Origin of the sequence: Ruminococcus sp. 1001136sp1_2201st1_G3_2201SCRN_220225, from assembly GCF_040924365.1 — a bacterium.
Classification (GTDB): domain Bacteria; phylum Bacillota; class Clostridia; order Lachnospirales; family Lachnospiraceae; genus Blautia_A; species Blautia_A faecis.
In genome coordinates, this window is record NZ_JBCOME010000001.1 from 39,021 (window position 1) to 64,153 (window position 25,133).

24 protein-coding genes and 1 riboswitch are annotated in these 25,133 nt (G+C 44.1%); of the genes, 7 read left to right on the top strand and 17 right to left on the bottom strand.

Annotation, left to right across the window (positions count from 1 at the left end; translation table 11 throughout):
* Positions 1 to 92: 92 nt before the first annotated feature.
* Positions 93 to 185 (bottom strand): DUF6783 domain-containing protein, encoded by a 93-nt coding sequence (locus AB5642_RS00220; protein ID WP_319017140.1) that lies wholly within the window; start codon positions 183 to 185, stop codon positions 93 to 95.
* On the opposite strand from AB5642_RS00220, the gene AB5642_RS00225 reads away from it, so the two are divergent.
* A complete protein-coding gene (locus AB5642_RS00225) occupies positions 150 to 284 on the top strand; it encodes a DUF6783 domain-containing protein (RefSeq protein WP_306467771.1) in 135 nt (44 codons plus the stop codon). The two genes, AB5642_RS00220 and AB5642_RS00225, sit on opposite strands and share 36 nt — an antisense overlap.
* A gap of 94 nt (positions 285 to 378) precedes the next feature.
* Here the strand turns inward: AB5642_RS00225 and AB5642_RS00230 are convergent, their stop codons facing one another.
* The 9 genes from AB5642_RS00230 to AB5642_RS00270 form a co-directional block, all read right to left on the bottom strand.
* A complete protein-coding gene (locus tag AB5642_RS00230; RefSeq protein WP_173718406.1) occupies positions 379 to 1,704 on the bottom strand; it encodes a Na+/H+ antiporter NhaC family protein in 1,326 nt (441 codons plus the stop codon).
* Between the two features lie 177 nt (positions 1,705 to 1,881).
* Entirely contained in the window at positions 1,882 to 2,634 is a 753-nt protein-coding gene (locus AB5642_RS00235; protein WP_173718405.1) for an ABC transporter ATP-binding protein, read from the bottom strand.
* A 114-nt stretch (positions 2,635 to 2,748) separates the two neighbouring features.
* A complete protein-coding gene (locus tag AB5642_RS00240; protein ID WP_173718404.1) occupies positions 2,749 to 3,756 on the bottom strand; it encodes an ABC transporter substrate-binding protein in 1,008 nt (335 codons plus the stop codon).
* A complete protein-coding gene (locus tag AB5642_RS00245) occupies positions 3,749 to 4,531 on the bottom strand; it encodes an ABC transporter permease (protein ID WP_118583866.1) in 783 nt (260 codons plus the stop codon). Before AB5642_RS00245 ends, AB5642_RS00240 begins: the two co-directional genes overlap by 8 nt.
* Positions 4,500 to 4,796, bottom strand: a complete 297-nt coding sequence (locus AB5642_RS00250) for a thiamine-binding protein (RefSeq protein ID WP_118583864.1) — start codon at positions 4,794 to 4,796, stop codon at positions 4,500 to 4,502. The genes AB5642_RS00245 and AB5642_RS00250 overlap by 32 nt, the downstream gene beginning before the upstream one ends.
* 145 nt (positions 4,797 to 4,941) lie before the next feature.
* Positions 4,942 to 5,048, bottom strand: a riboswitch (TPP riboswitch).
* A 204-nt stretch (positions 5,049 to 5,252) separates the two neighbouring features.
* Complete coding sequence (locus tag AB5642_RS00255; RefSeq protein ID WP_173769749.1) at positions 5,253 to 5,759, bottom strand: NUDIX domain-containing protein; 507 nt, start codon at positions 5,757 to 5,759, stop codon at positions 5,253 to 5,255.
* Between the two features lie 92 nt (positions 5,760 to 5,851).
* Positions 5,852 to 7,336: an AAA family ATPase gene (locus tag AB5642_RS00260; protein ID WP_118583860.1), complete on the bottom strand. Its 1,485-nt coding sequence runs from the start codon at positions 7,334 to 7,336 to the stop codon at positions 5,852 to 5,854.
* 451 nt (positions 7,337 to 7,787) lie between these two features.
* On the bottom strand, positions 7,788 to 8,459 hold the full coding sequence (locus tag AB5642_RS00265; protein ID WP_173769748.1) for a YkgJ family cysteine cluster protein: 672 nt from the start codon (positions 8,457 to 8,459) through the stop codon (positions 7,788 to 7,790).
* 215 nt (positions 8,460 to 8,674) lie between these two features.
* Positions 8,675 to 10,873 (bottom strand): DNA topoisomerase III, encoded by a 2,199-nt coding sequence (locus AB5642_RS00270; RefSeq protein ID WP_173715627.1) that lies wholly within the window; start codon positions 10,871 to 10,873, stop codon positions 8,675 to 8,677.
* Between the two features lie 305 nt (positions 10,874 to 11,178).
* Here AB5642_RS00270 and AB5642_RS00275 point away from each other — a divergent pair, with 305 nt between their 5' ends.
* From AB5642_RS00275 to AB5642_RS00285, 3 genes are all read left to right on the top strand, one after another.
* Positions 11,179 to 12,111: a diacylglycerol kinase family protein gene (locus tag AB5642_RS00275; protein ID WP_118583854.1), complete on the top strand. Its 933-nt coding sequence runs from the start codon at positions 11,179 to 11,181 to the stop codon at positions 12,109 to 12,111.
* Between the two features lie 69 nt (positions 12,112 to 12,180).
* Positions 12,181 to 12,870 (top strand): phosphatase PAP2 family protein, encoded by a 690-nt coding sequence (locus AB5642_RS00280; RefSeq protein WP_148462491.1) that lies wholly within the window; start codon positions 12,181 to 12,183, stop codon positions 12,868 to 12,870.
* Positions 12,871 to 12,945: 75 nt separating this feature from the next.
* Positions 12,946 to 13,017: a DUF6783 domain-containing protein gene (locus AB5642_RS00285; RefSeq protein ID WP_368072542.1), complete on the top strand. Its 72-nt coding sequence runs from the start codon at positions 12,946 to 12,948 to the stop codon at positions 13,015 to 13,017.
* Between the two features lie 7 nt (positions 13,018 to 13,024).
* Here the strand turns inward: AB5642_RS00285 and AB5642_RS00290 are convergent, their stop codons facing one another.
* From AB5642_RS00290 to sfsA, 3 genes are all read right to left on the bottom strand, one after another.
* A complete protein-coding gene (locus AB5642_RS00290) occupies positions 13,025 to 14,041 on the bottom strand; it encodes a glycosyltransferase family 2 protein (protein ID WP_118583852.1) in 1,017 nt (338 codons plus the stop codon).
* Positions 14,042 to 14,152: 111 nt separating this feature from the next.
* Positions 14,153 to 15,193, bottom strand: a complete 1,041-nt coding sequence (mutY, locus tag AB5642_RS00295) for an A/G-specific adenine glycosylase (RefSeq protein ID WP_173769747.1) — start codon at positions 15,191 to 15,193, stop codon at positions 14,153 to 14,155.
* Positions 15,190 to 15,882: a DNA/RNA nuclease SfsA gene (gene sfsA, locus AB5642_RS00300; RefSeq protein ID WP_173715629.1), complete on the bottom strand. Its 693-nt coding sequence runs from the start codon at positions 15,880 to 15,882 to the stop codon at positions 15,190 to 15,192. Before sfsA ends, mutY begins: the two co-directional genes overlap by 4 nt.
* Positions 15,883 to 16,191: 309 nt before the next feature.
* Between sfsA and AB5642_RS00305 the strand changes: the two genes are divergently transcribed.
* Positions 16,192 to 16,806 (top strand): HAD family hydrolase, encoded by a 615-nt coding sequence (locus tag AB5642_RS00305; protein ID WP_148462493.1) that lies wholly within the window; start codon positions 16,192 to 16,194, stop codon positions 16,804 to 16,806.
* 210 nt (positions 16,807 to 17,016) lie between these two features.
* On the opposite strand, the gene AB5642_RS00310 is transcribed toward AB5642_RS00305, so the two are convergent.
* From AB5642_RS00310 to AB5642_RS00320, 3 genes are all read right to left on the bottom strand, one after another.
* Positions 17,017 to 17,313, bottom strand: coding sequence for a DUF3784 domain-containing protein (locus tag AB5642_RS00310; RefSeq protein ID WP_226840935.1), 297 nt, complete (start codon positions 17,311 to 17,313; stop codon positions 17,017 to 17,019).
* Between the two features lie 171 nt (positions 17,314 to 17,484).
* The gene (locus tag AB5642_RS00315; RefSeq protein WP_243252131.1) at positions 17,485 to 19,515 is read right to left on the bottom strand and encodes a L,D-transpeptidase family protein; all 2,031 of its coding nucleotides are present in this window, start codon (positions 19,513 to 19,515) and stop codon (positions 17,485 to 17,487) included.
* Positions 19,516 to 19,718: 203 nt separating this feature from the next.
* The gene (locus tag AB5642_RS00320) at positions 19,719 to 21,059 is read right to left on the bottom strand and encodes an MATE family efflux transporter (protein ID WP_173769746.1); all 1,341 of its coding nucleotides are present in this window, start codon (positions 21,057 to 21,059) and stop codon (positions 19,719 to 19,721) included.
* A 412-nt stretch (positions 21,060 to 21,471) separates the two neighbouring features.
* Here AB5642_RS00320 and AB5642_RS00325 point away from each other — a divergent pair, with 412 nt between their 5' ends.
* Positions 21,472 to 22,773 (top strand): homoserine dehydrogenase, encoded by a 1,302-nt coding sequence (locus tag AB5642_RS00325; protein WP_195391927.1) that lies wholly within the window; start codon positions 21,472 to 21,474, stop codon positions 22,771 to 22,773.
* Positions 22,774 to 23,037: 264 nt separating this feature from the next.
* The gene (gene gpmI, locus AB5642_RS00330) at positions 23,038 to 24,579 is read left to right on the top strand and encodes a 2,3-bisphosphoglycerate-independent phosphoglycerate mutase (RefSeq protein WP_173769744.1); all 1,542 of its coding nucleotides are present in this window, start codon (positions 23,038 to 23,040) and stop codon (positions 24,577 to 24,579) included.
* A 236-nt stretch (positions 24,580 to 24,815) separates the two neighbouring features.
* On the opposite strand, the gene AB5642_RS00335 is transcribed toward gpmI, so the two are convergent.
* Complete coding sequence (locus AB5642_RS00335) at positions 24,816 to 25,031, bottom strand: hypothetical protein (protein WP_118580907.1); 216 nt, start codon at positions 25,029 to 25,031, stop codon at positions 24,816 to 24,818.
* Between the last annotated feature and the right edge of the window lie 102 nt (positions 25,032 to 25,133).

The following is a 25,133-nucleotide window of genomic DNA, read 5'->3' on the forward strand; positions in this document are numbered from 1 at the left end:
ACCTCCTGCTTCTTTATATAATGATAGTATCATTTTTGTGCCCGCTTCACAATATACGAATCATTACTATTGCACAATTTTCACAGAATTTATTACTGTTTTATAGGTAATAATTTACTTGCAAGTGTTTGAAAAAGGCTTTCTGCAAGATGTGCGTCACAATTTGTGGAAGATTTTATCCGGATGAGGGCGCCATAGCGGGCAGCAACCGAATTCGGGTAGAATATACCGCAAAGTGGGCGTGCAGATTGCGGATTTTATTCAGCATTCCACAGCCACTTTAATTACGCCATCTCTCTTATTTTCAAAGAGCTCATACGCTTCCTCAATTCTGCAGAGCAGATAGGTATGTGTGAGCACAGGCTTAGGCTTCTCCATTCACTGTCTGCCATCCGGAACTTTCATGGTAAATATAAAAGCAAGTGAACTAAGCAGCAGCATATAAGGATACAGCAGCATTGGAAGTATATCAAATGCGCTGACCACTTCTCCTAAACTGGCTGCAGCAGAAACAGCAACCAGCATTTGCGCTCCGTATGGTAAAATCCCCTGAAAAATACAGGAAAATGTATCCAGGATAGAAGCAGCTTTTCTGGCGCTGATACCGTAATCCTTTGACATTTCCTTTGCAATCGGGTTCGCCATAACGATCGCAACTGTATTATTGGCAGTTGCAATATCCATTAGCCCAACTAACAGTCCCATTCCCAGGAGCCCGCCTTTTTTTCCTTTAAACACTTTCTTTATCCAGTATAATAAAGCGGAAAATCCACCATACTCCTTGATCAGGGCACAGATTGCAGCTACCAGAATCGCAACCATACTGGTTTCAAACATCCCGGCAGCACCGGTTCCCATATTTCCGATCAGGTCTGTGGGTGCTATCATTCCTGTTGCAATCATAATAACTGAGCCACTTAGAATACCTGTAATCAGCACGAAAAATACATTAAATCCGATGATTCCACCTATAAGAACCAGAATATAAGGAATGATCTGTATTAAATCATATTTTTCTTCGATGAATCCACCATTATAATTTTTAACAGACAAAACCAGCAGAATAATAATGCTGGCAATAGCAGCTGGCAGTGCAATAAAGAAATTCTCCTTAAATTTATCTTTCATTTCACAGCCTTGTCCATTACATGCAGCAATGGTTGTGTCTGATATAAATGACAGATTATCTCCAAACATGGCGCCGCTCATGACGGAACCAATACAAACCGGCAGTGCAAATCCGGATACTCTTGCTACTGCAACTCCAATTGGAACGATCAGCGTAATTGTTCCTACAGAGGTACCCATTGCAAGAGAAACAAAACAGCTGACCACAAAAAGCACAACAACTGCAAACTGAGGCGGAACCAGTGACAAAATAAAATATGCAACACTGTTTGCAGATGTTCTTCCGACTATACCTACAAAAATACCTGACAGCATAAAAATTATGATCATTGTAATAATGTTAGGATCACTGATTCCCATCCCCATAACTTCCAGCTTATCATCCAATTTAAGCTCGCGGTTCTGTATACAGGCAACAAGTAATGCAACCAGAAATATAACGACAACGGGAATTTTATAAAATCCCATCTCGATATCCAGACCATACTCAAATAATATGCCAAGCCCCAGATACAAAACAACAAACACTACTATAGGAAGCAGTGCTTTTCCATTTCTTTTTTCATTTTTCCTCATCCTACATTTTTCTCCTTCTTCGTTATAGTACTAATAGTACCATTTTTGTGCCGGCTTCACAATAGCACGTCAACTGGATATTTTACATAAAAAGTCCCGGCAGGCTTCTGCTTCTGAGCGCTCAAACTCAGGTAGTATGAAACCTGCCGGGAAGTTTTATTTTCATCAACCGAAAAACTACAGCTTGCTAATAATCTGTCTCTTATATTCCAAAAATTCTTCTGACAATGCAAAATCCTCTGCCCTTGGTTTTCTCTCCTGGATCACGATCTCATCTTTGATGGTTCCCGGAGTTCCGTTCAGGATGTAAATCCTGTCGGACAAAAGAATGGCCTCGTCAATATCATGGGTGATAAACAAGGTGGACAGATCAATATGCTGCATAACCTCCAGATACCACTTATGCACACTGGCCTTGGTCAGCGTGTCCAAGGCACTGAAAGGCTCATCCAGAAGGGCAACTCCGCTGGAACTTAAATAAGTTCGAAGCAAAGCCGCACGCTGTCGCATACCGCCGGACAGCTGGCTTGGATACTGATACTGGGTGCCTTCCAGACCAAATTCTGCAAAAAGCGGATTGGCCTTTTCCCTGGCTTCTGCTTTCTTCATGCCTTTCAGTACAAGGGGAAGTGCTACATTGTCGATCATTTTCTTGTGGGGAAGGAGAAGATCCTTCTGCAGCATGTAGCTGATGCTTCCAGGAGTGGAAGTCACATCCTGATCTTTCAGATAGACCTTTCCTTCATCAGGCGGGATAATACCGGAAAGAACATTGAACAATGTGGTCTTTCCGGAACCGCTGACTCCCAGAAGGGAAACCAGCTCCCCCTGCTCCAGATGAATGGAAATGTCCTCCAAAACCTTTTTTTCACCGTATGTTTTTGAAATATGTTCTGCTCGTAAAATTACTTTATTTTGTTCTGATGACATATTCGTTCCTTATACACAGCGCTACTTCCATAACCAGTTCCATTTTCCGCAATAATTGGGGTAAATTTGCCTGACAGAATAGCTCTATGCGTTAATTTCTTTCTCTTTCATTCCTTACTGTGGAAGATACTCGTTAGAAAATCCGACTCCAGTAAGATCCTTGTCGCAAAGCTGGTTCTCATACAGCCATTTGTAGAATGCATTCCATCTGTCTGCATCAATTACGCCCCAGCTTTCTGCATCGTCAATGTATTTTGTGGAAAGGAATTCCTGACTCTTCTTTACAAGCTCTTCAGCATCCTTCAGAGAGCCTGTATTATCGCCGTCAATGAGGATCTGTGCTGCCTCATCCGGATTCTCTGCTGCAAACTCATATCCCTTTGCAGTTGCTTCCATAAATGCTTTCGCCTGATCCGGATTCTCAGCAAGATAGTCGTTATTTGCAATGATAACCGGTGTGTAGTAGTCAAATACAGGATTGATATCAGAGAATGCAAAATAGTCGCAGTCTACACCTTCTACGTCAGCATTGATTCCGCCCCAGCCCTGGAATACCCAGATGGCATCCGTCTGATTGGCAGCAAGTGCTGCAGGCTCATCTGTAATATCATTAGGGATCAGGGTAACCTGACTGAAATCTCCGCCGTCGCCGTTTACAACATTTTCCAGCACAGCAAGCTCGATTGGGGAATCCCATGTGGAATAGGTTTTTCCGGTAAGTCCGGCTGGTTTATCAATTCCGTCACCTTTTCGGGAAAGGATTCCGGAGGTGTTGTGCTGAATGATTCCTGCAACTGCTGTGATTCCAAGAGGCTCGTCAAGTGCAAGGGAAGCAGCCATGGTATCCTGGGCCTCGATCGCAAACTGAGCCTGACCTGCTGCGCACATAAGGGCTGCACCATTTTCCGGTGGCTGAACGATTTCCACATCAAGACCAGCTTCTTCGTAGTAGCCTTTTGCCTGTGCTACATAAAGTCCGGTGTGGTTGGTATTCGGTGTCCAGTCCAGGCAGAATGTGATTTTCTCCTGTGCACCATCTTCTGCGTATACACCTGTAGGAACTGCAAGCACCATAGCTGCCGCTGCAACTGGTGCGATTACTTTTTTCAGATTCTTATTCATGATTTTTCTCCTTTTCTACCTGCAGCCATGGCATTGTGATCCGGCTGACAATATTTACTGCCAGAAGAAGTAAAAGGCTGATGATCACAATGAAGATAATGACTGCAAACATTTTATCAAAAGAATATGCTTTTTTTACACGGGTCATATAAACACCAAGTCCGTTAAATCCACCCAGCCACTCAGAAACAACTGCTCCTACAACTGCATAGGAAGCAGATATTTTCAGCCCGGAAAAAAACTGGGGCAAAGCACCTGGAAATTTCACATGGCGGAAAATCTGTGCCCGGCTGGCTCCCATGGCCTTCATCAGACGAATGGCATCCGGATCCACACTTTTATATCCATCCAGCAGTCCGATTGTAATTGGGAAAAAAGTGGTGATCACAACCAGAGTGATCTTAGGTGCCATTCCAAATCCCATCCAAAGCACCAGAATTGGCGCAATGGCAATGGTCGGTATGGTCTGCGTAATGATCATGATCGGATAAAATGCCTGATCCATTACACGGAACCGATCCATCATAGTTGCAAACACAAATGCCAGCGCGATTCCAATGAGAAGTCCGTAAAAGGATTCCAGCAAAGTGAATTTCGCATGGAAAAGTATGGTTGGCAGATCGCCAAACAGGGCTGTCAGCACTGCTACCGGAGATGGAAGCATGTAGGAGGGAACAATTCCCGAAATGCTTACCACTTCCCAGCCAAGCAGAATCACGGCCATGGCTGCAATTGGAGGTATCTTACTGGTGATGTTTGGTAACTTTCTTTTCAATGGTAAGTACATCCCCTTCTGGTTTATATGCAATTTTAACATATACGCTCATAGCCTTGCAGCCTGCGCGCTCAGCTACATGCTGACACTCTTTTACAATATCCATCAGCTGGTCGTAATCACCTTCAATGGTGGTCTCAAATGGTCCTACATAATAGTTCAGACCAGTGGATCTGATGTAGGCGATCACCTCGTCTACAATGCGGATAACTTCCTCTTCATCCTGTACATTTGGCAGTACCTGAATTGCTACACTTGCGTTCATTTTCTTTTCCTCCTATTTTCTGTCCCATAAACAGGACTTTGCGTTAAAAATCGAATAAGAACCATTCTTGAAACTGTGACGGAACTGAACAGGCTCTGTCAGTCAGTATGAAAAAAGAGCACCTGCCATCCAGACAAATGCTCCTAATTACATCGTTAAACACTTCCTACACTGGCATGATCCAACAGGTTAAAAGGGTCTAAGGACTACCTTACTCTCAGCTTCTCAATTGAAACTCCCCTGGTCTTTATTCAGATTTCGTTGCTTATTATAATACACCTTTCTTCAAATTACAAGAAACTATTTTTATCTCAATTATATTTTACATACCCTTAACAGAATTGTACTGCTCGCAGTCTGACCAGCACGCTCTAATTAATATTCCCATTTCATCAGAATTCGTAAAAAAAATCTCCCTGCATATCACAGTTATTTCCTGCAGAATATATAATAAATCTACAGATTCTCAAAGGCAGCCTGAATACTGTCATAGTGCAGGAATTTTCCCTGGGCTGCAAATTCCTTGATCTGATTCAGAGTGGCAAACATGTGGCCGTCTGTCTCTTCTTCCTGAAGGTGTAGATCTTCTTCTTTCACATCCATCACAAAGCGGTAAACATCTACGAAATAGTTGTCTCCCTCCCCTGGATTCTCTCTTTTGTAAGTAAAAAGATAGCCGCCCTGCGCACCGCTTACATCAAGGCCTGTCTCCTCTTTCACTTCGCGGAGTACAGCATCATAAGAAGATTCCCCTGCCTGTGCTGCACCGCCGGAAACTTCCCACCAGCCTGGTGCCCAGGCTTTTGTCATCACACGTTTGGTAATGAGAAACGTACCATCTGGTCTTGCCACTACTCCAAGTACGGTGAGATGGTATTCCCCGTCTTTTAAGCACCAGTCGTTTCGCTTCATGGTGCGGCCTGTAGGTTTCTTGTTAATATCATAGATGTCCCAGAATTCCAATTTTTATCACTCCTGTTATATGTTTCTCTTGTATATTTTTATATTATGATTATTTTGCGAATATTGTTATCGAATATAATAATTCATCTTTTCTATTTCAGAAGTTCCTCCACCATCTCTCTGGTATACTCTACCTTCTCTACATGGTTGACCTCGATCTGATACAGTGCATTTGCCGCAATGTGCTCTGCTGCCTGCTCCAGATCACGAATACCTGAAGTATTGGAATAACGCTGGATGATTGCCTCCAGCGCCCCCTCTGTGATAATGCACTCACTCTCTTCCATATGCATTCTCTTAAGAACTTTCGGAAGAGAGAATCTGGAAAAGATTACTTTCTTCTCCTCAGCTGTATAATCCGGAATATCAATTACTGCGAATCTGGACATCAGCGGTGCACTGATCTGGTCACGGTCATTTGCAGTAGCAATTGGATAAACACCGCCAGTTGGGATCATACACTCCATATAGTTATCTGTAAATCCAAGATTGTCCAGAAGGGTAAGAAGTACGTCTGCCGGATTTCCATTTCCTTTGCCGGAATTTGCCTTATCAAGCTCGTTAATAATAAATACCAGATTAGAGGCACCAGCCATGGAAAATGCCTCCATAATAATTCCGGGCTTTGCATTTGCGTAAATACGGGGGCTTCCGGTAAGCTGCTTAGAGTCGTTAATTGAGCTCATGTCCAGCGTAGTCCACGGAAGTTTCAGGATTCTTGCAACTGCATAGGCTATCTGGGATTTGCCAGTACCGGCAGGTCCGATCAGAAGAAGTCCGTAGGCCGGAAGGGTATGTGTACGGTTGATCTGGATAATCGTCTCGATAATACGTTGTTTCACACGCTCCATTCCATAAAGCTCTTCATCCAGGATTCTCCTTGCCTCAACAGGATCGATTGCTTCAAAATAATTGTTCTTCCACTGGATATTCAACATAATAGAAAGAGCCCTCTGTGCATGATGGCGCTCTTCCTGGGAAACTTCACTGGATCTTGCCACTGCCAGATTTCTTCTGGTCCAGAGTCTGATATTATCCGGCAGTGTTTTGCCTGCGCAGGTCATAAAATCGGTAATACTCTGAATGCTGGTAAGCTTCATCTCATCACCGTTTTCCTCCTGTTCCTCATCCTCTTCTGCCTCAGCAGGTGCATTACTCTCCAGAAGTCTCTCAATCATAAACTGCAGAAAGCCATCCTCTGCAGAAAGCTTTGTGCCGCCGCCAAAAGCAGTTTCGCGAATGCGGTATACCGCATATCCGTCCTCCCTGTTAGTACCAGACAAACGTACATTGATCCTGCTGTCTCCCAGCCATTTCAAAAGACTGGTAAATCTGGAATCAATTTTCACCACATCTGCTGTATGGTTACCGTCTTCTTCCTTAAAATCAAAAGCAGTACGGTTTACCGGATTGGTAAACACACCGCAGGAATGATGTTTCCACTGTCTCTCTTTATTGTCAAGCACCATGATCGGCTGCTCCGGTGAAGGCTTCGTATGGCTGCTGTGAAATGTTGTGTAAGTACACTTTGCCTCCGCTTTACTTGCAGAAGCACCGCTGAAATCAAATACTGGCATAGCTTTTTCCTCTTTCCTGTGTATTTAAAGGGATATATTTCTCTAATTTCTCTTATCTACTATAACAACATTTTTCTCTAATGTCCAGAATGAGTTGGCCTGTTTCATAATGCAGCATTGTCTTGTATTATTGTTCACTTTGTGACCAGTAACTATCTTATTTTTTATATATCTTGGCATTTCTTAGTTTTTTACAAAAAATCTCTTGCCAAAATGGAGAAATTCGTGTATTCTATTATACGGACTACTTTTCAACAATTTGATTTTCACTTAACATTTGATATATATTTCTGATTTTTAGTGCGCAGACACCATAGTCCCTCCCAAAGCTTCTAATGGAATACTGCAATCTAAAAATAAAAGACTCCCGGGCGCTCTAGAGCGTGTCTGAAAAAGCTTTCTGTAAGATTTTTCAAACAGGCTCAAGTGTTCCGGGAGTTTTTCTATTCAATTATGCCAGACTTAACAGCTGCTTTCCTTCTGTCAGTCTTTCTTCAAACTGCTCATAGAAATCTCTGCCCACTTCATATGTTTTCATATAAAAACGATTCACCACATATAAATTCAGATTTTTGATCAGCTGGGCATCTGTGGCATTATAAAGAACCTCCTGCACATCCAGCAAAAAATAATGCCAGTCAGCTACAAACTTTTCATACTGGCGAAGATCCGGAGTGTCGATCCATTTCTTTACCTTGATCTTGCTCCGGCTTGTCTTCTTACATTCATGGATCTGCAGAAAATACTTAAATCCTCCATTTTCATAGAAACGTCCCAATGGGAAAAGTCTGCAGAAACCAGGACGGAAGTCATGGATGCTGCACCGTCCCTGTTCATTCAGGAAAACACAACATTGGTTTTTTCCACTCATGCAAAGATGAGGCAGAATGTTCCCATCCATGGCATCAAACTGGATCAGCCCTGCGCTTACCAGTTCCTGCGGTGTTTTTCCCAGATTCGTACACAGGCGGTACACATCCATGGGATCCAGCACAACTGAATCCCCCATTCCCTCACAGCAGTCATGACATCCTGCACAATCCTGGCAGTCTGCCTTTACCATATCGTTTAATTCATAAAGTCTTCCGTCGGAAATCTCTTCCAAAGATACTTCTCGGCGCATATGCAAATTCCTCTTTCTTTTATTTTTTTGTGGACAAACAAGGTTACGGTTCACTTCGCGATGCACAGAAATCATGCATTCCCATGATTTCCCGCTGAGATTCCCGTTTTTTCTGTAAACGATATTCACAAAAAACGTCTCGCGGAACATTGCCAGTGAACAGTAATATAACATGCTGCCATCAACAGCATCTCCGTATTATCTATCCTCTGTATTTACAGCTTAATTCCAGACAATGCCTGTGCAAAAGCATTATTCACCGGCTCATTTGCCTCCTTCTGCTGCCTGCGCAGATAGTTCTGCACGTCACGCTTGCCTACTCCTGCGCCCTCTTTCTGGCGTCTTGCCTGGAACGCGGAAAGCTTCTCTTTATAACCGCACTGGCAGACAAACGTCTCTTCCTTACCTTTCACATACATTTCCATACGTTTATGGCATTTTGGACAACGGGCATTGGTAGTGCGGGAAATCGTTTCACGGTAGCCGCACTCCCGGTCCTGGCATACCAGCATTTTGCTGTTTTTTCCATTGACAGCCAGAAGTTTTTTGCCGCACTGCGGACATACTTTATTTGTAAGATTGTCGTGGCGGAACGTGCCCTCCCCGGTTTTGATCTCATCTACAATTTCACAGGTATAGTCACGGATTTGGTGAAGAAAATCCCCCTGACGTATCCTGCCTTTTGCAATCTGGGAAAGCTTCATCTCCCAGTCAGCTGTGAGCTCAGGCTTTTTCAGGTCTTCCGGCACCAGCTCCAGAAGCTGTTTTGCCTTTGAGGTAATATGGATCTCATTGCCTTTTTTCTCCATCATAAAGGAATGGAAAAGTTTCTCAATAATGTCTGCTCTTGTGGCAACGGTTCCAAGCCCCCCAGTCTCTCCAAGGGTTTTCACCGCTTCTTTATCTCTTGTCTCCATAAATTTCACCGGATTTTCCATAGCTGCAAGAAGAGTTGCCTCTGTGAATCTTGCTGGCGGTTTTGTTTTTCCTGTATTTAAGGAAGTTTTCAAAATCTTTAGTCTGGTTCCGGTTTTCATCTCCGGAAGACGCTGGTCTTTCAGTTTTTTCTCATCATCCGCCTCATCTTCCAAATCATCATCTGCTCCGCCTTCGTAAACTTCCTTCCAGCCCATGCTCTTTATCACTTTGCCGCTGGCTGCAAAAGTTTCTCCTGCCGCTTTCGCCTCCATGGTCACCTGCTCATACTGGCTTGCAGGATAAAGAACTGCAAGGAAACGACGGACAACCATATCATAAATCTTCCGTTCTTCATTTGTCATGTGGTCCAGCTGAACAAACTGTTCTGTCGGAATGATCGCATGGTGGTCACTGACCCTCTTATCATCCACAAAACTTCCATTCACCTGCACAGGCTTATTCATAAGTGCGCCAGCAAGCTTTCTGTACGGACCGATTCCGCAGGCCTTCAGTCTTTCCTTAATAGTAGGAACAATGTCCTTTCCAATGTATCGGGAATCGGTTCTGGGATATGTGAGTACTTTGTGATTTTCGTAAAGGCGCTGCATAATATTCAGGGTCTCTTTTGCAGAAAAACCATATTTCAGGTTGGCTTCCCTCTGCAAAGTTGTCAGGTCGTACAGGCCCGGGGCCATAGTCTTTTTTGCTTTTTTCTCTACACTGGTTATTTCAAGAGCAGCGTTCTCCAGCCTGCCTTTGATCTGCTCTGCCCTTTCCCTAGAAAAAGTACGGAAGCTCTTTGTTTTCTCATCTCTCCAGGTCCATTTCACATCCTGGGTCTCCAGAGAAATACCATAATATTCTTTTGGCACAAATTTGCGGATTTCTTCTTCGCGCTTTGCGATCATGGCAAGGGTGGGGGTCTGCACCCTGCCACAGGAAAGCTGGGCGTTGTATTTACAGGTGAGAGCTCTGGTACCATTCATTCCCACCAGCCAGTCTGCTTCTGCCCTTGCAACAGCTGCACGGTAAAGATTATCATAGTCATGCCCGTCTTTCAGATTGGCAAAGCCTTCTTTAATTGCTTTATCTGTGACTGAGGAAATCCACAGTCTCTTAATTGGCTTATGGCAGCCTGCTTTTTCCAGAATCCAGCGGGCAACAAGTTCCCCCTCCCGTCCTGCATCTGTGGCTATAATGATTTCTCCAATATCTTTTCGGAAAAGCTGAGTCTTTACTACGGAAAATTGCCTGCCTGTCTGGCGGATGACTACCAGCTTCATCTCCTTGGGGAGCATGGGCAAGGTCGCCATTTCCCATTTTTCATACTTTCTGTCATATTCTTCCGGGTCAGCCAGGGTTACAAGATGTCCAAGTGCCCAGGTTACTACATAGTTTTTGCCTTCGAGAATACCACCATTTTTCTGGTTTGCGCCAAGAACACGGGCAATGTCTCTGGCGACGGACGGTTTTTCCGCAATTACAAGTGATTTCATGTATACACTCCTGATTATTTTCGTATTTGATGATGTCTGCTTAAGCAAACAGTGAAATCCTCTCCATAATTGTTAAGGAATAGTTACATTATAACACACTTCAGAAATTTTTAAGAATATTTTGTTAAAATTAATTTGTAAAACGATCCCACCAATGCTATTATGTAACCATAAAAGACAGAGAATCTACATCGCAAGGCTTCAGGTTCTTTGTCTCAGAGCATGCCCCCAAATACTTTCCCTGATATGTGCTTCACAATTTATGGGAGATTTTGCAAACATGTTCTAAAAACCTAGGAGAAGTTATGTATTATTTTATTGTTAATCCCAATTCCCGCTCTGGCAGGGGACGTTCCATCTGGAATGAAATTCATCAGCAGCTTATGCTTCGGGGAATTGATTTCCAGTACTGCCTTACAAGATATTCCGGACATGCCGCAGAGATTGCTTCTGATGCCTGTGCTCTTGGCACTGAATCTGAGCCTGTATATATCATTGCAGTGGGAGGTGACGGCACCATTCACGAGGTGCTCACCGGCATCACCGATTTTGACCGGGTAGTCTTCGGATACATTCCAACCGGCTCTGGCAATGATTTCTGCAGAAGCATGAGACTCCCTTTTGATCCAATGGAATCACTGGAATATATCCTAAAGGCAGAGCATATCAGCAAAATGGATGTTCCTTACCTGCTCCGCAATAATAAGAAGTCCCGATTCGGTATCAGCACGGGAATCGGATATGACGCCGGCGTATGCCAGGAGGTTCTGGCAACGCCCTTAAAGAAGATATTCAATCGTCTTGGGCTGGGAAAGCTGATTTATCTTTTCATTGCATTGAAGCAGCTGATTTTTATTAATCCAGGAAAAATGACAGTGACCCTAGATGGAGAGAATACTTTTTCCTATGACCACGTATATTTTACAGCGGTTATGAATCAGAAATATGAAGGCGGCGGTTTTAAGTTCTGCCCGGATGCTCAGCCTGACGACCAGCTTCTGGACGTGATCCTTGTGGAAGGTATCCGTAAGATAAAGCTTTTATTTTGCCTGCCTACTGCTTTTTTCGGAAAGCATGTGGGCATCAGGGGAATACATATTCTCACCTGCAGCGATATCCATGTACATAGTGCGTCCGCTCTTCCCATTCATATTGACGGGGAATCTGGCGGAATTCGCGAAGATTTAACAGTTTCCATTGAAAAAAGCTCTTTAAAAATCATTTTACCTGTGGTATAATCTCTCACGATTTGGGGGATCCGGAATTACAAGACCGGTAACCCAGATTGGAAAAGGAGTGAAAAAGACTTGGTACAATTTATAAAAAAATACAGGCATGGTCTGATCATACTTGCGTATGCCATTGTTTATATGCTTTTTTTTGAGTATCTGGAGTGCAGGCCGGTATGGGGATTTCATGTGATCGACACTGTTTTTGATGATTACATACCATTTTGTGAGTATTTTATTGTCCCCTATCTATTATGGTTTCCGTATCAGATTCTCACAGTTTTATACTTTATCTTCAGGAACAAGAATAAAAAAGAATATTATCAGTTGATTTTCAATATGATGATGGGTATGACTGTTTTCCTGATCGTGTCTTATGCATATCCAAATGTACTGCACTTAAGACCATCGGAGTTTCCAAGGGAAAACGTGTTTACAGATATGGTAAGATGGCTGTATCGGACGGATACACCGACCAATGTTCTGCCAAGTATTCATGTATTTAATTCTCTGGCAGTTCATATGTCACTTACCAATTGTGAGGCGCTGAGAGACCACAAAGGGGTAAGGTATGGATCATTGGTTCTTACATTACTTATTATCATGTCTACTATGTTCCTGAAGCAGCATTCCGTAATTGATGTGTGCTGTGGTGCTACGCTGGCGCTGTTTGGATATCTGTTTTTCTATCCGCAGAAGGCAGGAGAAGAAGCAAGTGGCATGGCAGTAGAGAGAATTGGACGGAATAATCGCAGGAAACATTATTAAACAAAACGCGCACTTCCAGAAATGGGAAGGCGCGTTTTTTTTAACAAAAATACGAGCGGCGACAACCGAATATAGATAAAATATGCTGCAAAGTGGGGCGTACAGATTGCAGGAATGATTTTTCAAACAGTCTCCAGAGCGCCCTGATCATTAATCAGTTAAATCCGTAGAACTTCTGGCAAAGCTTGTATGCAGCTACAGACACCTTACGTCCGCCGCGGCCTGGAAGGTTCATGAAGTTACCCATGAGGCTGTGGCGAAGTTTTCCGTAGAGGGCACGGTTCGTGGAGCGGATATATTCCAGAAGCTCCTTCTTCTTGTCGAGAGCTTCCTTTGTGCCGGAGCGGATCAGCATAATGGAGGAAATGGTAGTAATAATATCCAGATAACTGATCATGTAGGCTCTGGTGCGTTTATTCATGCTGCCGCAGCTGGTGTAGGAATTTACCATCAGTTTATTTACGCGGAGCTGCTGGTCAATTCTGCGGATCATAACTGTCTCGTTTACGGACTGGTCATCGCGGCCGATAAAGTAACGGTAGAAATTGGTATCCAGGTAGTACATGTTCTGTACATACGGCAGCGGATCAAAGGCAAAAATATTATCTACGTAGAAGGTATGCTCCGGCAGAGTCAGGTTGCACTCAAGGAGAAGCTGGGTGCGGTAGATCATGGAGTGCATGAGAAGATATTTTCCCTTTGGCATGTGACCTACTTCATTCCAGGTGAAAATCTGGTTCACTGGCAGGCAGTGACGGTACTGCATAACCTTCTTGCGGGTCGCACCCTGTTTCTCGTATACAAAGTTACTGATGAGAAGGTCAACTGTTTTGGAGCCTTTTACCAGCTCTTCCAGAGTTTTCAGGATCTCTTTGTAGGATTCTTCATTTACCCAGTCATCGCTGTCTACAACCTTAAAATAGAGACCCTGGGCATTGTGGATGCCGGTGTTTACAGCGCCGCCGTGGCCAAGGTTTGGCTGATGGATGGCGCGGACAATGCCTGGATATTTCTCCTGGTATTCATCTGCGATCTCGGCTGTTCTGTCCTTGGATCCATCGTCAATTACAAGGATCTCTACTTCATCTCCGCCTGGTAAAAGGGATTTGATGCAGTTCTCCATATAAGCTTCAGAATTATAACATGGAATTGCTATACTCAGTAATTTCATTTATTTTCCTCCTCATGTAGTGTAACGATTCTGTATTTTAAAATTACGCACCTTGCGATGTATTTTTCTTTTTTTCTTTGAGTTATGTTCTCAAAAACGCCAGCAGAACCGTTACATATATTTTTCATAAGCGCCAAACGCAGAAGGTATGGCGTAGTTTCTCTCTGATTCTTTTTTATCTGCAAAAAGAATTCCCGGGATATGTGTCTGCTCCAGGGAGGACACGCGGATCCGGTACGCTTTCATCCGCCACTCAATGTGGGAAAAAATATGCCTGGCCTCCGGCAGTTCTTCTATATATAAGGGCTCTGCGCCAAGCTCTTTCACGTATTCCAGGGCTTCCTCACGGTTCAGGTATCCTTCTGTATTGGGAAGCTCGTATAATCCGGCAAGGAGGCCTTTCGGCGGCCGCTTGCGGATCGCAGTGCAGCTTCCATCCTGAATAACCAGAACGGTTCGCTCTTCCACCACTCTTGGCTTCTTTGGTGCTTTCACCGGAAACTTTTCCATAGTGCCGTGAAGTCCCGCCTGGCAAAAGCCTCTCACCGGACAAAGGTCGCATTTGGGCTGTCCGTTGGGGACGCACACTACTGCTCCAAGCTCCATCATTGCCTGGTTAAAATCACCTGGACGGTCTTTCGGGATAATTTCTTGCAATGCGCTTTCTGTCTTTTTGCGAAATGCAGGTCTGGTAATGTCTTCCGAATCTTCCGTCATTCTGGTGACTACACGGAAAACATTTCCATCTACGGCTGGCACCGGAATGCCATACGCTATAGAAGCGATAGCTCCTGCAGTGTAACTTCCTATCCCCTTTAACGAGATAAGAAGGGAAAAGTCTTCGGGAAGTCTGCCATTATATTTTTCTACCATTTCCCTGGCTGCCAGCTGCATGTTCCGCACACGGCTATAGTATCCAAGACCTTCCCACAGCTTTAACAGCTTTTCCTCCGGACAGACTGCCAGGGCCGGGATATCCGGCAGTTCCCTGATAAATCTTTCAAAATAGGGCTTTACAGCTTCCACGCGGGTCTGCTGGAGCATGATCTCGGATACCCAGGTGTAATAAGCGTTGTGCTTATCCCTCCAGGGCAAAATCCTTTTGTTCTCATCATACCAGGCAAGAAGAGGCTGTATAAACTCATCTGTCATCTAGTTTCCTCCAAACACACAGGCACTGGATTCTGTATTTCCATCCCGTCCGGCTCTACCAGACAGTCATAGGCCAGAATATGCACCCCTGCCTTTTTCGCTTTCTGTAAGGTTTCCCCAAATTCCCGGTGCGTATCCCAGTTTGGTTCAAATCTTGTAATTCCCTTCATCTGGATCACCAGAAGCAGATAAGCCTCATATCCTTCCCTCATGCAATGGATCAGCTCTTCCAGATGCTTCACGCCCCTCGCAGTAGGAGCATCTGGAAAACGGGCAATATTGTCTGCTTCCAGGGTTACACCCTTGACCTCAATAAAAGCCTTTCTCTTATCTGAACAGGCATACAGATCGAATCTGGAATTTCCATAAGTTTTCTCAGGAGTTACCTGCACTTCCTCCGGAAAAAGATGTCCTGCCTTTACCCATTCCAGGGCGGCTTTATTGGGAATCTGGGAATCCATATTGATCAGGCGTCCGCCTTTATTTACACAGACCAGATCGTATGCTGTTTTCCTTGCCGGATTACTGCTCTTTTCCAGAAAAACCTGAACACCAGGAATCAAAAGCTCCCTGCATCTGCCTGTGTTCTTTACATGAACCGTCTCTGTCTGTCCCGCAATCTCCACATGTGCGATAAATCGGTTCGGACGATCCAGGAAACGGCCTTCTGTAATATTTTCGTATTTCATAGTTCACCTCGTGCTGCTGCCTGACTCCCAAAACGTGTCTGAAAAAGGCTTTCTTCAATGACAGTCTCAAGAAATAATGTAACTATTTCACTGCAATATAAAACTGACCAATAGTTCAAAAGCAACAGTCACCTTTCCTATCATAACATAAAATCGGCAAAAAGCCAGTTAAAATTGAAAAATCCCATATTAGGAGATTGATTTTTTTGATTTTCCTATATAGAATAGAAACCGTCAGATTTCAAAACAGAATGAGAAAAGAAGCAATTTAAGAATTTTAAGCACACCAGAAAGGACTAAAAACCTCAAATGGACAGTATTATTTTTGATATTGACGGAACTATATGGAATTCCACCGACGTTGTAGCTATGGCGTGGAATAAGGCTTTAGAAAAAGAGAATCTTGATGTCCGTGTGACAGCTGATCAGCTGAAAGGGCTGTTTGGCAGACTTCTCCCGGATATTGCGAAGGCAATCCTTCCAGAACAGACTGAAGCGGAGCAGCTTCGGGTCATCGATATCTGCTGCCAGGCTGAGCACGATCTGCTGCGTGCGATGGGGGCACCTGTTTACGACGGACTGGAAGAAACTTTGAAGGAGCTTAACAAACGCTACCCTCTTTTTGTAGTAAGCAACTGCCAGGCTGGATATATTGAGCTTGTTTTTGAGAAAACAGGGCTTGGAAAATACTTCACCGGTCATCTGTGTCCAGGAGACAGCGGGGAAGCCAAGGCAGCTAATATCCGTTCTATTGCTAAGAAATATCAGCTGAAAGCACCTGTTTATGTAGGAGACACCTTCGGGGATTACCAGGCATGTCAGGAGGCAGGGGTACCATTTGTATTTGCTTCCTATGGATTCGGACAGGTAGATACACCGGATTATGTAATTGAGAAGCCGGCGGATTTGTTGAAATTATTCTAATTATTTATACAAATTTTATTAGCATTCCTTACTTTTCAAAAAATAGTGTGCCTGACTCATCACTGAAGTAACGAGAATGTGACACACAGTTATTCAAAAGCAGATTGCGGGAATGATTTTTCAAACAGGCTCCAGTGCAGCTCAATATCCGGATTACAAAAGAAGCACCTGTATATCAATTTCCAGATATACAAGTGCTTCTTTTTCATCTCATTTCTTACATTTCTTGCGAATCACTACCACCATGATAATGAAGATAACAATTACTGCTGCCAGATAAATGATATCGTATACATAGCTCTTGACCACCATATCCAGACCGGTGAGGATTCCGAAAATGAGCAGGGTCACACCGGAAACCAGCTGGACCTTTTTGTCATCGTAAAGCTTCTTACGCTCAGCGGCATTTCCACCTTTCATAAGAACATCTCCATGACCTGTAAGAAGCATAACTCCCATTACAAGAGCTGCTATAGTCAGTATCATATCAAATGAATCCATATTCATATTAACTTATTCTCCACTTCTTTTGTGTTGTTCTGCTATCCGCAGCCTCAAAGACATGCAACTGTCTTTTCATTCAGCAAACACGCTCTAGTACATCGTTTTGTTCGTGCTCAGTGACCGAAAACTTTTTGTTGCTGTTCACAGCAATTTTCCAGTCAGATAAATGATCTTTTAGTAGAAGCACACGATCGGCACATTGGTATCAATAATGCTGTAAAGAGTAGCTGCTGCATCCAGCGGCATATTGATACATCCATGGGATCCGGCGTAGGTATAGCGGTCACCGCCGAAATATGCCTGCCAGGTAGCGTCATGGAAACCAATTCCGCCGTTAAACGGCATCCAGTAGGTAACCTGGGTTTCGTACTCGTAAGTGCCGTCCGGCTTCTTCTCTCCCCGAAGCACATCCGGGCTCTTCTTATAATACAGGGTAAAAATTCCCGGAGGTGTAGCTCTGTCATCATAGCGGATATCTCCGGAAACAATGTCAGAGTCAAAGATGATGCTGCCATTCTGGTAATAGTACATGTGCTGACTGCTCAAATCTACCTCGATATAGGTACTTCCAATATCATTGTATCCGTAAGAATTGGCTCTCATGGAATATACTGGTTCCCGTGTAGTCTGGGTACCCGTACGGATCTCTTCTGTCAGCTGTGCTGCTTCTGCGTCCTGATCGATCTTCCAGCCATATGCAGAGCCATAAACAGAAACAGTACGACCACTGGTCGTATTAAAGGAACGTGTTGTTCCAACTGTATCATGCTCACTTGCCAGCTGTGCCACAAAATCTTTGATATGCTGGGTAAAGGAAGCATCATCCTGCACCAGCTGTCCCTTGTCATCAAACTGCAGCCATTCCTTAAGGGTGCTTCCGTCAAGAGTGACTGTCTGCTCTCCAAATGTATAGGTAATGCTGGCCTTGGTATAATTATTATAAGCATCCCTGGTGGCCTGAAGGGTGGGATCATCGCTGGTCACTGCTGCCACTGCATATACATCCGGCGTATTTCCCAGATCAATGGATGTCTGGCTTCCGGAAATGGCGGTGTCCAGCGCCTTATAGGCTTCCTTCACCTTCAGCTTGCTGCCCTCTGTCTCAGGAACAATGGTAAACTCGCTTCCCTCAAGCGCCACATATGCATTCTCCGGCTCAACCTGATTCTCTGACTGTGCGCACTTCAATTCCTTTACTTCACTCTGAAGCAGACTCTTATCAAAAGTCACATTCTCCTGGGTGGTATAGCTTCTGGTCTCCATGAAACCCTTTACCCATTCATATGGCTTCTGCTGCTTCAAAAGATCCAGAACTTCTCCGTCAGACACATAGCGGTAATTGATCTGGTTTCCGCTGATGGTCTGCGGCTCCTGGTTCCGCGCGGTAACCTCAATGGAATAATCCTCCACATTGCTTGCAATCAGCTGCTCTGTCTCGTAGGCAGTCTTATTGGAACAGTTGATTCCGTTAATATAGGTTCCTTCAAAGAATCTGTCTGCATAATAGTAACTCACTGCTCCATAAGCGCATCCTGCTGTCACCGCAAGAATAGCTGCCACAATCCCCGTAACTTTAAGTCCCTTATGCTTCTTTCTGGGAACAGGGATGATCTTCTCATCCAGTTCCTCATCGGTAATAGGAACATAGGAAATCTTCGTCGGACGGGCAGATCTGGCTGCCGGCTTCGGAGACGGTCTGGCAGATTTCTTAGAAGTCTGCTTCTCAGGCTGGTCAGATGCTACAGCACCGACAGAGTCTTTTCTTCGGTGCTTTCTGCCTTTATTGGAACGGGGCGGAATAATTTCCACCTGAAGCTCTTTTTCAGATGTTTCCGGTTCATCTGCTGATTCATCGTCCTCTGAATCTTCGCTCTCTGAACCTTCTTCCTCTGAATTCTCTTCTTCAGATTCTGTCTCTTCCTCGTCCCAGAAGTCCTCTTCTTCCGAGCTCAGCTCTGCATCATCCTGGTCGTACTCTTCTTCCTCTGGATACTCCTCTTCAGAATCCTGCTCAGCCAGTTCTTCTGCATCGGAATCGTCTTCACCCTCCCAGGAATCAAAATCACTCTCCTGGTCATCCTCATCATAAAAGTCTGCGCCGTGGAATTCCTCATCCGGATCTGCTTCAAGACCTGCCATAGCCGAATCTATTTTATCTTCAAAGTCTCCCGGGCTTCCCTGAGTATGCTTGTTGTCCTTACTCATGTATAAAACTCTCCTCTGATAAAAACACTGTTTGAACAAGGCTTCTCCATCTAATGGCGAAACCTTGCTTCATTATAACATATATTTTCCATTTTGTATCTTAAAATGTATATTTCCTTCAAAAGAATCCCTTTAATAAAACTATCTGATACACTTATTCTATTAAACTTTTCCTTTTGCTTTGTAATCCCTGTTTTTCAATTTTACAGGCACAACTTCTTTTTCATATCCTTCATCACATAGAAGTAAAGTCCAATAAGAAGGACAGTTGCTACAATCCATGCAAAAGGACTTGCCATACATGCCATGGTATAGCTCTTTTTATTGGAAGCAACAATTGCCATGATACCTCTTCCAACCAGCTCTGCAACACCGGAAAGCATAGGCAGAAGTCCGTATCCCATTCCTTGGAATCCATTTCTGTAGGAATTGACTACATACAGGGGAATCATAAACATCCCAACGCATTGCAGATACGTTTCCACCATAGGAATTACCACCTCTGCGTTATCAGAAATGAACAGATAGGCAAAATATTTTCCTACGAAAAAGAGAATAAAACCTACGAGCACCCCATATGTACAGCCGATCACATCTGCAGAACGAAATCCTTTTCGAACACGATCCAGCTTACGTGCTCCGATATTCTGCGCATTGTATGTAGACATGGCAGTTCCAATTGCTACAAAGGCCTGGGTAAAAATACTCTCAATCTTGGAACCGGCTGTAAATGCAGCCACTGCATAGGAGCCCAGGATATTCAGGGAGCTCTGCACCATCATGGTGCCGATCGCTGTGATGGAAAACTGAAGACCCATGGGAATTCCCACGCTGATCTGTTTCCCTGCAATATATTTGTCAAAATGCCAGTCCTCTCTCTTCATCTTAAGCTCCGGCACTGCCTTCCAGATGTAAATCAGGCAAAGCAGCCCGGACACGCCCTGAGAGACGACGGTAGCCCAGGCAGCTCCCGGTGCACCCCAGTGGAAAAAGATAATAAATACAAGATCAAGCACAATGTTAAGCACGGCCGCCAGGATCAGGAAATAAAGCGGCGTCTTACTATTTCCCAGTGCCCTCAGAATACTTGACACCAGATTATAGAGCACCTGGGTAAAAATCCCCGCACAGATGATCATAATGTAGCCGTATGCTCCGTCAAAGATATCCTCTGGCGTATGCATAAACACAAGCAACCTATGCATTCCAAGCATACTTACAGCTGTCATAACAACTGCGATGACCACTGAAAGAATCGCTGCATTTCCAACCGTCTTACGCATCTCATCCATTCTGCCGGCTCCGAACTTCTGAGAAGTAAGAACCGTAAATCCTGTAGTCAGCCCCATCAGAAATCCAATAATAAGGAACGTAATGGTTCCAGTAGCGCCTACCGCTGCCAGCCCCTTGGTTCCAACAAACTTTCCAACAATAACTGCATCTGCCATACTGTACAGCTGTTGAAAAACATTTCCCAGAAATACAGGAATAGTAAAATTCAACAGCATTTTCATGGGCTTTCCCACAGTCATATCTGTCTGCATATTCTGTTTTCCTCCACAAGAAAAAATATCGTTTTAGAAGGATTATAGGCGATATTTTTTCTACTTTCAAGCCCCTATTTTTATTATTTTGCAACTATTCCGCAGGTACTGTTCCGCACGTTTTTTTTGTGAACAAAGTTCACAGAAAGCCCGAAAATTGCAACGCGAAATTATGCAAAGCGTGTTACTGGTCACGGAGAGAACAGTAACACACTGTGAAGGTACTGAACAATTACATTATTTAAGCGCTTGACAAAAACCATTTTCTGCCATACTATAAGAACCACATAATGAAATGTTAACGTGTGAAAGACATCTGTCTTTTTCGTGCTTACGTTTTATCTGCTTCCAGACTATGAAAGGGAACCACGATCAAACGGCAGCATTACTATTTTTAAGAAGGGAGTTCCCCATGGGAGAAAAAGTTATAAACGCAGCCCTGCTTGGGCTTGGAACAGTTGGAACCGGTGTTTACAAGGTTCTGAAGAACCAGGAAGAAGAAATGACAGCCAAGATCGGCTGCAAGGTTAAAATACGCAAAATACTTGTCCGCAACCTGGAAAAGGCAGCTGGCAAGGTAGATGATCCGGCTGTCCTTACCAATAGCTGGGAGAATATTAAAGCAGATCCTTCCATTGACATTATAATCGAACTGATTGGAGGAATCGAACCTGCCAGAACCTATATTCTGGATGCTCTTCACGCAGGCAAGCACGTAGTAACAGCAAACAAAGATCTGATTGCCGTCCACGGAAAAGAACTTATGGACACAGCCAGAGCTTCCCATGTGGATTTTCTCTTTGAAGCAGCTGTAGCAGGCGGAATCCCTATTATCCGTCCTTTGAAGCAGTGCCTGGCAGGCAACCACATGAGCGAGGTCATGGGTATTGTAAACGGTACTACCAACTTCATCCTCACAAAAATGTCCCAGGAGAATATGGAATTTAAAGATGCCCTGGCACTTGCCACAGAGCTTGGCTATGCAGAAGCGGATCCTACTGCAGATATTGACGGACTTGATGCAGGACGCAAGGTGGCTATTCTCGCCAGCGTTGCATTTAATTCCAGAGTGGTATTTGATGATGTTTATATCGAGGGAATCACAAAAATTTCCGCCAAGGACATCCGCTATGCAAAAGAGATGGGCTGTGCCATCAAGCTTCTTGGTGTTGCCCGCAATACTGAGTTCGGTGTAGAAGCTTACGTCTGCCCGATGCTGATTCCAAATGATCATCCTCTTGCAACCGTTAATGATTCCTATAATGCGGTCTTTGTCCATGGAGATGCTGTAGAGGATGCCATGTTCTTCGGACGGGGTGCAGGCGAGCTTCCTACTGCAAGTGCTGTAGTTGGAGATATTTTTGATATTGTGCGCAATATGGAAGCAGGCTGCTGCGGCCGTATCGGATGTACCTGCTATAAACAGCTTCCTGTGAAAAAAATGGAAGATACCTACAACCGTTACTTCCTTCGCCTTCATGTAGAAGACCGCTGCGGTGTACTTGCTGAAATGACAGAGGTTTTCGCCAAATATCACGTAAGCATTGCCCAGATCATCCAGAAGGACAGCCAGAACCAGGACGACCATCTTGCAGAGGTTGTTGTGATCACTTCCAAGGTTCGTGAGGGTGACTTCAAGACAGCGGTACAGGAGCTTTCCAATAAGTCTTCGGTAAAGCGTATTTCAAAGACTATCCGAGTTTATAGGAAGTAATTAGAAAAATCAAAATTATATTGTACATATGTTTATCTTAAGCATACAGTCAAAGGCACGATTCGTTCGTGCCTTTTTTATGTAATAAGCTGTTATATAAAAAGCCTGCCAAGGCAGAATTCTTTCTCATCAGAACTCCCATAGTAAATACTGCTAAAAATAGTTTCCAGAAATAAAAAAAATTGTGATTGAAAAATCCCAGATTTTTGATACTATATATAAGGAACAACAAAAGGGAAATTTTATCATATAAAGGAGCACATTATGAGCAAAAAACCAACGGTTTTAATGATTCTTGACGGATATGGCCTGAATGAAAGACATGACGCAAACGCTGTATACGAAGCGAACACACCTGTCATGGACAAGCTGATGGCTGAATATCCTTTTGTAAAAGGTAATGCAAGCGGACTGGCTGTAGGTCTTCCGGACGGTCAGATGGGTAACTCCGAGGTTGGTCATATGAATATGGGTGCAGGCCGTATCGTATACCAGGAGCTTACCAGAATCACCAAAGAGATTCAGGACGGAGACTTCTTCAAAAATGAAGCACTTCTTGCAGCTATGAAGAATGCCAAAGAAAATGATTCCGCGATCCACTTCATGGGTCTTCTTTCTGATGGTGGTGTTCACAGCCACATTACTCACCTTTTTGGTCTTCTTGAAATGGCTAAGAAAGAGGGACTTAAGAAAGTTTATGTACACTGCTTCCTGGACGGCCGTGACACCCCTCCAGCTTCCGGAAAAGGATATATCCAGCAGCTTCAGGCGAAGATGGATGAACTTGGCGTAGGTGAGATTGGTGTTGTTTCCGGACGTTATTACGCAATGGACCGTGACAACCGCTGGGATCGTGTTGAGCTTGCTTACAACGCACTTACCAAGGGCGAGGGTGTTAAGGGAACCGACGCAGCTGAGGCTGTACAGGCATCCTATGACGACGGCAAGACAGACGAATTCGTTCTTCCAACAGTCATTGAGAAAGATGGCAAACCAGTTGCCGTTGTTTCTGATAAAGATTCTGTTGTATTTTTCAACTTCCGTCCTGACCGTGCACGTGAGATCACAAGAGCATTCTGCGATGACGAATTTACAGGTTTCGCGAGAGAGAAACGCCTTGACCTCACATATGTATGCTTCACAGATTACGATGACACCATCGGAAACAAGCTGGTTGCATTCCACAAGGTTCAGCTTCACAACACATTCGGCGAGTACCTTGCAGCTCACAACATGACTCAGGCACGTATCGCTGAGACTGAGAAATATGCTCACGTAACCTTCTTCTTCAACGGTGGCGTTGAGGAGCCAAACAAGGGCGAGGACAGAATCCTTGTGAAGTCCCCGAAGGTTCCGACTTACGACCTGCAGCCAGAGATGAGCGCTCCGGAAGTATGCGAGAAGCTTGTTGCAGCAATCAAATCTGAGAAATATGATGTGATCATCATCAACTTCGCCAACCCGGATATGGTTGGTCATACAGGTGTTGAAGCTGCTGCTATCAAAGCTGTTGAAGCTGTTGATGAGTGCGTAGGAAAGGCTGTAGAGGCTCTGAAGGAGGTTGACGGACAGATGTTCATCTGTGCTGACCACGGTAACGCAGAGCAGCTTGTAGACTATGAGACAGGCGAGCCATATACTGCTCATACCACCAATCCGGTACCGTTCATTCTGGTTAATGCAGACCCGAAATATACTCTTCGTGAGAACGGCTGCCTGGCAGACATCATCCCGACTCTGATCCAGCTTATGGGCATGGAGCAGCCAGCTGAGATGACTGGTAAATCACTTCTGGTTGAGAAATAATCCGCTTATACAGCTCTGTTGCTTTAAAGGGTGCTGGCTTAAATGCCAGCGCCTTTTTATTATGTCCTTTTTTATTATGGCACAAAAAGAACAGCTCTGACAGATTTTCCATCCATCACAACTGTTCTATTATTCCTGATACCTATTGTCGCCAGCTCTTTCTGAATTATTGTTTCCCTTATACAACAACACGATCTAAATCGTACTTCCACTGTTTACTACTTCTTATATAAAAACTACTTCTCACTGAGCTCCTTCAAAAGCTTCTGAAGATGGCGGATATAATGAAACCCTGCACACAGAGTTACCGAAATAATAACAGACAACAGTGCAGCCATGACCACATATACCACAGCGCCAGATTTCGCCCCTGCTACCATACAGTAAAACAGACACGAAGACAATGCAGCTGCAAATACAGTGGAACCTGCTATTTTTAATCCTTTTCGCATATCTTAGTCCTCCCAGATAGGGTGACTATAATCACCCTGTTATGTTTTTCATTTTAAACCCATAATAGAGATATGGCAAGAACAAAATGGACAGGAATTTGA

What these genes read in the sequence shown, in the direction of transcription:
- AB5642_RS00225 (WP_306467771.1), top strand. Translation starts at nt 150, where the DNA reads ATGTGCGTCACAATTTGTGGAAGATTTTATCCGGATGAGGGCGCCATA.
- AB5642_RS00230 (WP_173718406.1), bottom strand. Translation starts at nt 1,704, where the DNA reads ATGAGGAAAAATGAAAAAAGAAATGGAAAAGCACTGCTTCCTATAGTA.
- AB5642_RS00235 (WP_173718405.1), bottom strand. Translation starts at nt 2,634, where the DNA reads ATGTCATCAGAACAAAATAAAGTAATTTTACGAGCAGAACATATTTCA.
- AB5642_RS00240 (WP_173718404.1), bottom strand. Translation starts at nt 3,756, where the DNA reads ATGAATAAGAATCTGAAAAAAGTAATCGCACCAGTTGCAGCGGCAGCT.
- AB5642_RS00250 (WP_118583864.1), bottom strand. Translation starts at nt 4,796, where the DNA reads ATGAACGCAAGTGTAGCAATTCAGGTACTGCCAAATGTACAGGATGAA.
- AB5642_RS00260 (WP_118583860.1), bottom strand. Translation starts at nt 7,336, where the DNA reads ATGCCAGTATTTGATTTCAGCGGTGCTTCTGCAAGTAAAGCGGAGGCA.
- AB5642_RS00265 (WP_173769748.1), bottom strand. Translation starts at nt 8,459, where the DNA reads ATGCGCCGAGAAGTATCTTTGGAAGAGATTTCCGACGGAAGACTTTAT.
- AB5642_RS00270 (WP_173715627.1), bottom strand. Translation starts at nt 10,873, where the DNA reads ATGAAATCACTTGTAATTGCGGAAAAACCGTCCGTCGCCAGAGACATT.
- AB5642_RS00275 (WP_118583854.1), top strand. Translation starts at nt 11,179, where the DNA reads ATGTATTATTTTATTGTTAATCCCAATTCCCGCTCTGGCAGGGGACGT.
- AB5642_RS00290 (WP_118583852.1), bottom strand. Translation starts at nt 14,041, where the DNA reads ATGAAATTACTGAGTATAGCAATTCCATGTTATAATTCTGAAGCTTAT.
- mutY (WP_173769747.1), bottom strand. Translation starts at nt 15,193, where the DNA reads ATGACAGATGAGTTTATACAGCCTCTTCTTGCCTGGTATGATGAGAAC.
- sfsA (WP_173715629.1), bottom strand. Translation starts at nt 15,882, where the DNA reads ATGAAATACGAAAATATTACAGAAGGCCGTTTCCTGGATCGTCCGAAC.
- AB5642_RS00305 (WP_148462493.1), top strand. Translation starts at nt 16,192, where the DNA reads ATGGACAGTATTATTTTTGATATTGACGGAACTATATGGAATTCCACC.
- AB5642_RS00310 (WP_226840935.1), bottom strand. Translation starts at nt 17,313, where the DNA reads ATGAATATGGATTCATTTGATATGATACTGACTATAGCAGCTCTTGTA.
- AB5642_RS00315 (WP_243252131.1), bottom strand. Translation starts at nt 19,515, where the DNA reads ATGAGTAAGGACAACAAGCATACTCAGGGAAGCCCGGGAGACTTTGAA.
- AB5642_RS00320 (WP_173769746.1), bottom strand. Translation starts at nt 21,059, where the DNA reads ATGCAGACAGATATGACTGTGGGAAAGCCCATGAAAATGCTGTTGAAT.
- AB5642_RS00325 (WP_195391927.1), top strand. Translation starts at nt 21,472, where the DNA reads ATGGGAGAAAAAGTTATAAACGCAGCCCTGCTTGGGCTTGGAACAGTT.
- gpmI (WP_173769744.1), top strand. Translation starts at nt 23,038, where the DNA reads ATGAGCAAAAAACCAACGGTTTTAATGATTCTTGACGGATATGGCCTG.
- AB5642_RS00335 (WP_118580907.1), bottom strand. Translation starts at nt 25,031, where the DNA reads ATGCGAAAAGGATTAAAAATAGCAGGTTCCACTGTATTTGCAGCTGCA.